Here is a 6,424-nt window from a genome sequence, read left to right on the forward strand (position 1 = left end):
CAAGGACCCTGACGGCACGACGGTCGCCTTCATCGGGCGGAGCCGCGACGGCGATCCCAAGTATCTGAACAGCCCGCACACGCCCATCTACGCCAAAGGCCAGACCCTGTTCGGCCTGCACGCGATCACCACGCACTCCACGCCCGTCATCACCGAAGGCCCCCTCGACGCAATGGCGGTGACCCTCGCTGGCCAAGGGTGTTTGACCGGACTCGCTCTGTGCGGCACCGCGCTGACTCTGGACCAGGTCAAAGTTCTGGGTGCGGCCACAGATCTCAGCAACAGTGGCGTCCTGGTCGCCTTCGACAACGATCGGGCCGGGCAGGATGCCGCGGTGCGCTCCTATGCCCTGTTCAAGAACGTGTGTGCCGCTGACGCCCTCATGCTCCCCCCAAGGCTGGGATCCGGCGATGGTTCTCCGCGATGTCGGACCTGCACCCCTCTCAGTACTCCTGCGGGAAAAGGTCCTCCCGCTGGCCGATCTGGTGACCGACGCCGCCATCGACCCCTGGCAACAGTCCCTGCAGTACGCCGAAGGACGCCTCGGGGCTCTCCGCTCGGCTGGAAAGGCGATCGCCGCGATGGCACCTCATGACGTCCCCCGGCAAGTCGCCCGCGTGGCCGCCCGGCTCAATTTCGGCCACGCGATGGTCACCGAAACCACCGTTGACGCCGTGAGCGCCCAGCTGGTCATCGGCGACTTCCCGCTGCCCCCCACAGCCAGCAACACCACTACACGCCAATCAGGAAGGAAGTCGAATGAACGACCACCACGAGGACCCACTCCGTGACGCGGCGGCGCAAGGCGTCGAGCGGGCCATTCACCTGACCTCCGTCGCCGCAGCCGCCGCTCAGGTCCTCTTCCAGATGCAGGCCGAGCGTGTGCATGAGCGCGCCGAACAGCAGGAACAGCTTGCCCGAGTCGCTCGCGCGCATCATCGGGCCGCGCATCATGCCGCACGCCTCCAATGGCAGTCTGTGAATGATCCTGCATGGCTGGGACGCGCCGATCTGCCGCAAGTCGCCCAGGCATGGGGTGCAGCCCTGCCGTACATCGCGCAAGACCCCGCCGCAGAACGCGCACGGCTCACCTGTGAGGACCGCCTCCGCGAACTCCACCCCTACGGCATGCGCCAATACGACCGGCTACGGCACCTGAATGTCCCCCCGGTGCAGGCCATGCATGAGGCCTCGCCCTATTTCGCAAGAGAACCGAATCCCCGGACGGGCTACCCCGCGCCCAAACGACAAGCTCTTCCCCCAGCGGGGAGCTGGCCGGGCAAGACTTCCCCACCTCGATAGGTGACGTCGTTCAGGCGAAGGCTCCGGCAGCGGCCACAGCCGTACGGCAAGCGAAGCCGGAACCGCGACCTGCGGTGAAACCCCGAATCTGATCAAACAAGCACGTGAGGATGAGCACGTGGATGCCCTGGCCGGTAGTTACGTGTTCTGGATCAGTCTGATCGTCGTGCTGGTGACGGCGTATCTGCTTCCCAGCCTCATCGGCCTCTTACGCGGAGTCGAGCACCTTCCTCTGCTCATCATCCTCAACCTGCTCGGCGGGCTGACCTGCATCGGTTGGCCGGCTGCGTTTCTCGCCGCGTGCATGCTGCCGAAGCGACGCCTTGACGACCTCCCGCACGGTTGGGGTGGCCACGGCCTACGACTCAGCACATGGTCAGGTCGAGGTCACCGACCGCCATCGTGAACGTGTCGCCCAGGTTGACCGTCTTGGAGGCGTCAGGGGGCCGTACCAGAGCCGGACGGTGCCGGTGCTGTTCCAGATCTCCAAGCCGACGACCGTGCACGACGGCATGTTCGTCCAGGCCAGGGCGTTGGTGTTCGACGTTGTCCCGGCGGCTGCGGTCGCAAACGTGACGTCCTGGCGGGCGTAGGCGGATCCTCCGGCGTTGGCGACCTCGGCGCCGGCGGCCGAGTCGCTGCTGAGGGCCGTCACCAAGGCGACCTTGAGCGGCGTCGTGGGCCTGGTGGGCGTGCCGACGCCGTTGATCCAGTCCAGGACCAGGAGCTCCGCCGCGTCGGTGAGGTTGTCGCCATACCAGCCCCCTTTATCTGCGTGGTCCTGGCGCGGCGGCTTTTACCTTCACCGCCCGACAAATCGGACACTATCAACTCATGGTCATCTTGAAACAGAAAAGCGGCCACACGTGGGCGAGTCGGAGGATTACACCCAAAGGGTGGGGTATCGCCGATAAGGCAACCAGCTACGTCAAGAAAGGTCAGCGATGCGATACATCACGCGCATGGGCACCCTTGCCCTATCGGCGGCGTTCCTGTCGATTGCCGCACAGTCCGCCGCGTCTGCCGACGTCAACCCGCACGCGGAGAAGGCGATGAACAGGGCCGCCCAGTTCGTCCCCAACGAGGAGAACGAGGAGAGGGACTTCACGCGGCAGCAAAACACGCGACGCAGCTTCACAAACTTCACCGCTCTCGTCGGGAACGCCGTCATCCGGCCAGGGAATACGGGAGCGACGAGCGCGTACAACGCGATTCCAATTCAGGCCGCCCCTTTCCTCCCCAGGTAAGGACAGGTCTGCCGCGATGAGGTCGGCCCTCGCTACGGCGGGGGCCGACCTCTGCGCCCTCCGCTTCGCCCTTCCGCCGGCGTTCAGAGCCCCTTTCGTCGACGCGGTCGAAGCGGTGTTCGATACTGAGGGCATGCAGGAGGTGAAGCTGCCGGCGCTTGACCAGCTGGTACTGCCGGCAGAACCCCGGCGGCGTGGTGGAGCTCGCGGACAACCCCCTCGCCTGCTGGAAGGTCACGGCATTACACACGCGGTACCTCGCGCCGGAGGCGTTCACCGACGTCGAGGCCCACGGGCTGTCGTACCGTCACCGGGTCCACTGGGACCTGCGCGCCTACCTGGTCGACCTGGACGGCGCGACGATGCTGCCCTCCCTGGAGCGGGTTCTCGTCCACCAGGACCTGGGGCAGGTCTGGTGGCTGCGCGAGGTCGACGACGCCTACCTGAAGCGGATCGCGGTCAACCAACTGCCGCTCGAACCGCAGGTGCCGGTGGCGGAGAAGTGCTGCCGATACCGGCGAGACCCAGCCACGGATACCGGAAGGCGGGACGCGTGCGAGGTTCGGGCGGAAGCCGAGTAGGAGGCGCGCAACGCGTCACGCTCCGCCGGGGTGGCCGGCACCGGATCGCCGCGGTGGATGCACGCCTCGATCGTGGCCAGGTCGCGGTAGTCGTACAGGGTGGCGTCCCGGTCCCCCCACTTGCGGACCCGGTAGCGCGAAGCCCACGAGTAGATGGTCCCCTTCGACCGGCGGAGGCGCGCCGCTGCCACGTCGACGTTGACCGGCTCGGACACACGATCACCCCCAGGGAACGCAAAACCCCCGGCGCGGGAGGCTGCCGAGCGCAAAGATCATGTGACCGTACGGTGCCGAGTTTGCGCCCTGGTCAGGGCGTTGCGCAACAGGGGTCTGAGCTGGGAAACGCTGACCGACCATATGGTGGTCGAGTACCACTGAGTCCCTGCGACTCCCCACTGATCGCCGAACGGGCATGCAACGGGCACGTGGGCCCGGTGTCGTTGTAGAGATCTCCGGAGACAAAGACGCGGCCCCTTGCGGGGCCGCCCGATTGGCCGCAACCAACTTCGTGTACCTCCAAGGGCGCTACGTCGGCGGGGTTGGCGAAGCGATGGAGGTGCCCGAGCCGGCGGCTACTGAGAGGGACTTACCGGTCCACGGCAGGTTCCAGAGCAGGTTCTACAGCAGACTCGGGCCGCAGGAAGCGGGCGCCGACCGAGCCATAGGCCAGCACGAGCAGGATGCCCCCCACCGCCTCGGTGATCGGCACGAAGAATGAAACCAGGGTCGCCAGGAGCAGCGCCGGAACGGCCCAGTGGACCGTGCGGGCCCGGAACAGGGCGACCGCCAGCAGGACGAAGCCGAGCAGGCCGATCAGCACCATGAGCTGGATGACGGTGAAGACAGGTTCGCCGGCGACCGCGTCCGCGATCGCCACCTTCTGGTCGGTGACGCCGCCGGCGGCCAGCCCGGACAGGAGCGAGCCGTTCGCCGCGTCGCCCAAATTCCCCAGCACGTTGAGCCAGAGCAGCGCGATCCCGAGGTGCCCGAGCACCGCACCCCGTCCGGGGAACAGGCGCGGCAGCCCGGCCAGCCCCGCCACCATGAGCAGGGCCGCGACCAGCTGAAGGAGGATCGACAGCCGGAATCGGCTCGGGTCGGCGGCGACCTCGGTGAGGATGGCGTGGGAATCGCCGCCCGACACCGTCTTGAGCGCCATCGCCGCAGTCATCGCGACCGGCCCGGCGATCAGGCAGATGCCGGCGAAGCGGCGACGAAAGTCCTCGGGGGATGTGGACATGTGAGCCTCCGTGATGTGTGAGGCCGCCAACGTAGGTCGCGGGCACACCCCTGGTCGTCCGGCGCAACGACGATCCCGGCGTCATCCACGCGGACGATTCGGCCGCCCCGCCGACGGCGTTATCGTGAGCGCCATGCGCTGGATCCCGCCGCGGCCTCCCTGGACTGATATCGCGGTCGCCGGGGCGCTCGGCACCGCCGCCGTGCTGGAGGCGCTGACGAGCACCGATCTCCCCTTTACCGCCACGGAGATGCTCGTCGCCGCCGGCACGGTCGTGCCCATCGCATGGCGGCGGGTCTGGCCGCTCGGCGTGGTCGCCGTCATCATGGTCGTGGTGGCCGCCTCCTCGCCGGCGACGCACAGCTTCGAGAGCGGCTACGCCTTCTTCGCAATGATCGTGGGCTGCTACTCCGTGGCGGCCAACGCCAAGTTCAGGGACGCCGTCGTCGGCGCGGCCATGGTGACCACGTTCGTGCTGGTCGGCTTCGCCATCGACCCCCACCGCGGCGGCGTGGGGGACTACCTGTTCACCGGCGTGCTGTTCGGCGGGGCGTGGACGCTGGGGTACCTCATCCGCAGGCGCGGCCAGGAGGCGATGCTCCTCAAGGAGCAGGCCGCCGAGCTCGAACGGCGGCGTGCCGAGGACGCGCAGCGTGCCGTACAGGCCGAGCGGACCAGGATCGCTCGCGAGCTGCACGACGTCATCGCCCACAGTCTCAGCGTGATGGTCGTGCAGACCGGTGTCGTACGGCGGCGCCTGCGGCACGACAGGCCCGGAGACAGCGAACTCCTCGACGAGGTCGAGCAGGCAGGGCGGGGCGCGATCGGGGAGCTGCGGCGGCTGCTCGGGATTCTCCGCGCGGACGGCGAGGCGCTCTCGCTCGCCCCGCAGCCCGGGCTCGACGGGCTGCCGCCGCTGCTGGACCAGATGCGCGAGACCGGGCTCATGGTCGATATGACGGTCGAGGGTGTGCCATGCCCGCTGCCACCCGGCATCGGCCTGGCCGCCTACCGGATCGTGCAGGAGTCGCTCACCAACACCCTCCGGCACGCCGGGCAGGGGGCGCGGGCCGAGGTCACGATCCGGTGGAACGGCACGGCCGTCGAACTGGAGGTCCACGACGATGGTAACGGAGTGGTGCGGCTCGGCCTGGGCACCGGGCACGGGCTGATCGGAATGCGCGAGCGGGCGGCGCTTTACGACGGGGTCTTGGAGGCGGGGCCGTACGAAAGCGGCGGTTTCCGGGTGCGCGCCGTGCTGCCGTTGGACGGGAACGAGCGGTGAGCATCCGCGTGGTGGTCGCCGACGACCAGGCCATGGTACGGCGGGGTTTCAGGCTGATGCTCGACGACGAGCCCGACATGGAGGTGGTCGCGGAGGCAGGTGACGGCGAGCAGGCCGTACGGGCGATCCGCGCCCTCACCCCGGACGTCGCGCTCATGGACATCCGAATGCCCGGCGTCAACGGCCTGGAGGCCACCCGGCGACTGGCGGGGCTGCCCACCCGGATCATCGTGTTGACCACATTCGACCTCGACGAGTACGTCTACGAAGCGCTGCGAGCCGGAGCCGCCGGGTTCCTCACCAAGGAGGCCCCAGCCGAGCAGCTCATCGAGGCGGTCCGGGTGGTCGCCGCGGGGGACGGCATGCTCACGCCAGGGGTAACCCGCCGCGTCATCGAAGCATTTGCCAGGGCTCCTGTCCCGCGCCGCTCACGCGCCCTCGACACCCTTACCGCCCGGGAGTTGGAGGTGCTGCGGCTCATGGCAAGGGGGCTGTCCAACCCCGAGATCGCCGCAGAGCTTTTCATCTCCGACACCACTGCCAAAACCCACGTCAGCCGGATCCTTACCAAGCTTGGGCTGCGCGATCGCATCCAGGCGGTGGTCTTCGCCTACGAGTCCGGCCTAGTGGTGCCCGGCTAGATGTACTCGGTCAGGGCGTTGGTGACAGTCGGCTGATCGGTGGAAGACCGTCCAGGGCGCTGTGACGTCGTCGGCTGTTGTAGTACTCGACCCATGGTTGCAGCGCGTCGGCTCGTTCGGTGTTGCAT

General features: G+C 68.0%; 9 protein-coding genes and 1 pseudogene. 6 read left to right on the forward strand and 4 right to left on the reverse strand.

Features of this window, described 5'->3' with window-relative positions:
- Positions 1 to 595 (forward strand): toprim domain-containing protein (locus Pph01_RS42315; protein WP_204078917.1); only part of this gene is annotated, 595 nt, incomplete at its 5' end.
- A gap of 137 nt (positions 596 to 732) precedes the next feature.
- Here the strand turns inward: Pph01_RS42315 and Pph01_RS42320 are convergent.
- Entirely contained in the window at positions 733 to 1,119 is a 387-nt protein-coding gene (locus Pph01_RS42320) for a hypothetical protein (RefSeq protein ID WP_204078918.1), read from the reverse strand.
- A 301-nt stretch (positions 1,120 to 1,420) separates the two neighbouring features.
- On the opposite strand from Pph01_RS42320, the gene Pph01_RS42325 reads away from it, so the two are divergent.
- Positions 1,421 to 1,708, forward strand: a complete 288-nt coding sequence (locus Pph01_RS42325; RefSeq protein ID WP_204078919.1) for a superinfection immunity protein — start codon at positions 1,421 to 1,423, stop codon at positions 1,706 to 1,708.
- Here the strand turns inward: Pph01_RS42325 and Pph01_RS42330 are convergent.
- Positions 1,679 to 2,035, reverse strand: a pseudogene (locus Pph01_RS42330) (phage tail fiber protein); the annotation flags it as partial. The gene Pph01_RS42325 and the pseudogene Pph01_RS42330 overlap by 30 nt on opposite strands.
- A gap of 211 nt (positions 2,036 to 2,246) precedes the next feature.
- Here Pph01_RS42330 and Pph01_RS42335 point away from each other — a divergent pair.
- Both Pph01_RS42335 and Pph01_RS42340 read left to right on the forward strand, forming a co-directional pair.
- Positions 2,247 to 2,549: a hypothetical protein gene (locus Pph01_RS42335; RefSeq protein ID WP_204078921.1), complete on the forward strand. Its 303-nt coding sequence runs from the start codon at positions 2,247 to 2,249 to the stop codon at positions 2,547 to 2,549.
- Positions 2,550 to 2,707: 158 nt separating this feature from the next.
- Positions 2,708 to 3,130: a hypothetical protein gene (locus Pph01_RS42340; RefSeq protein WP_204078922.1), complete on the forward strand. Its 423-nt coding sequence runs from the start codon at positions 2,708 to 2,710 to the stop codon at positions 3,128 to 3,130.
- Positions 3,131 to 3,716: 586 nt separating this feature from the next.
- On the opposite strand, the gene Pph01_RS42345 is transcribed toward Pph01_RS42340, so the two are convergent.
- Positions 3,717 to 4,370 carry a hypothetical protein gene (locus tag Pph01_RS42345; RefSeq protein ID WP_204078923.1) on the reverse strand — a complete coding sequence of 218 codons (654 nt, stop codon included), beginning with the start codon at positions 4,368 to 4,370 and terminating at the stop codon, positions 3,717 to 3,719.
- A 133-nt stretch (positions 4,371 to 4,503) separates the two neighbouring features.
- Between Pph01_RS42345 and Pph01_RS42350 the strand changes: the two genes are divergently transcribed.
- Both Pph01_RS42350 and Pph01_RS42355 read left to right on the forward strand, forming a co-directional pair.
- The gene (locus Pph01_RS42350) at positions 4,504 to 5,655 is read left to right on the forward strand and encodes a sensor histidine kinase (RefSeq protein ID WP_204078924.1); all 1,152 of its coding nucleotides are present in this window, start codon (positions 4,504 to 4,506) and stop codon (positions 5,653 to 5,655) included.
- The gene (locus Pph01_RS42355; RefSeq protein WP_204078925.1) at positions 5,652 to 6,296 is read left to right on the forward strand and encodes a response regulator; all 645 of its coding nucleotides are present in this window, start codon (positions 5,652 to 5,654) and stop codon (positions 6,294 to 6,296) included. Before Pph01_RS42350 ends, Pph01_RS42355 begins: the two co-directional genes overlap by 4 nt.
- A gap of 10 nt (positions 6,297 to 6,306) precedes the next feature.
- Here Pph01_RS42355 and Pph01_RS42360 read toward each other — a convergent pair.
- A partial coding sequence (locus Pph01_RS42360) for an integrase core domain-containing protein (protein WP_204078926.1) occupies positions 6,307 to 6,424 on the reverse strand: 118 nt, incomplete at its 5' end.

The sequence above is a fragment of the Planotetraspora phitsanulokensis genome, assembly GCF_016863295.1.
GTDB classification, from domain to species: Bacteria; Actinomycetota; Actinomycetes; order Streptosporangiales; family Streptosporangiaceae; genus Planotetraspora; species Planotetraspora phitsanulokensis.

Excerpts from the sequence above, each read along its gene's own strand:
- Pph01_RS42335 (WP_204078921.1), top strand. The coding sequence starts at position 2,247 with ATGCGATACATCACGCGCATGGGCACCCTTGCCCTATCGGCGGCGTTC.
- Pph01_RS42345 (WP_204078923.1), bottom strand. The coding sequence starts at position 4,370 with ATGTCCACATCCCCCGAGGACTTTCGTCGCCGCTTCGCCGGCATCTGC.
- Pph01_RS42350 (WP_204078924.1), top strand. The coding sequence starts at position 4,504 with ATGCGCTGGATCCCGCCGCGGCCTCCCTGGACTGATATCGCGGTCGCC.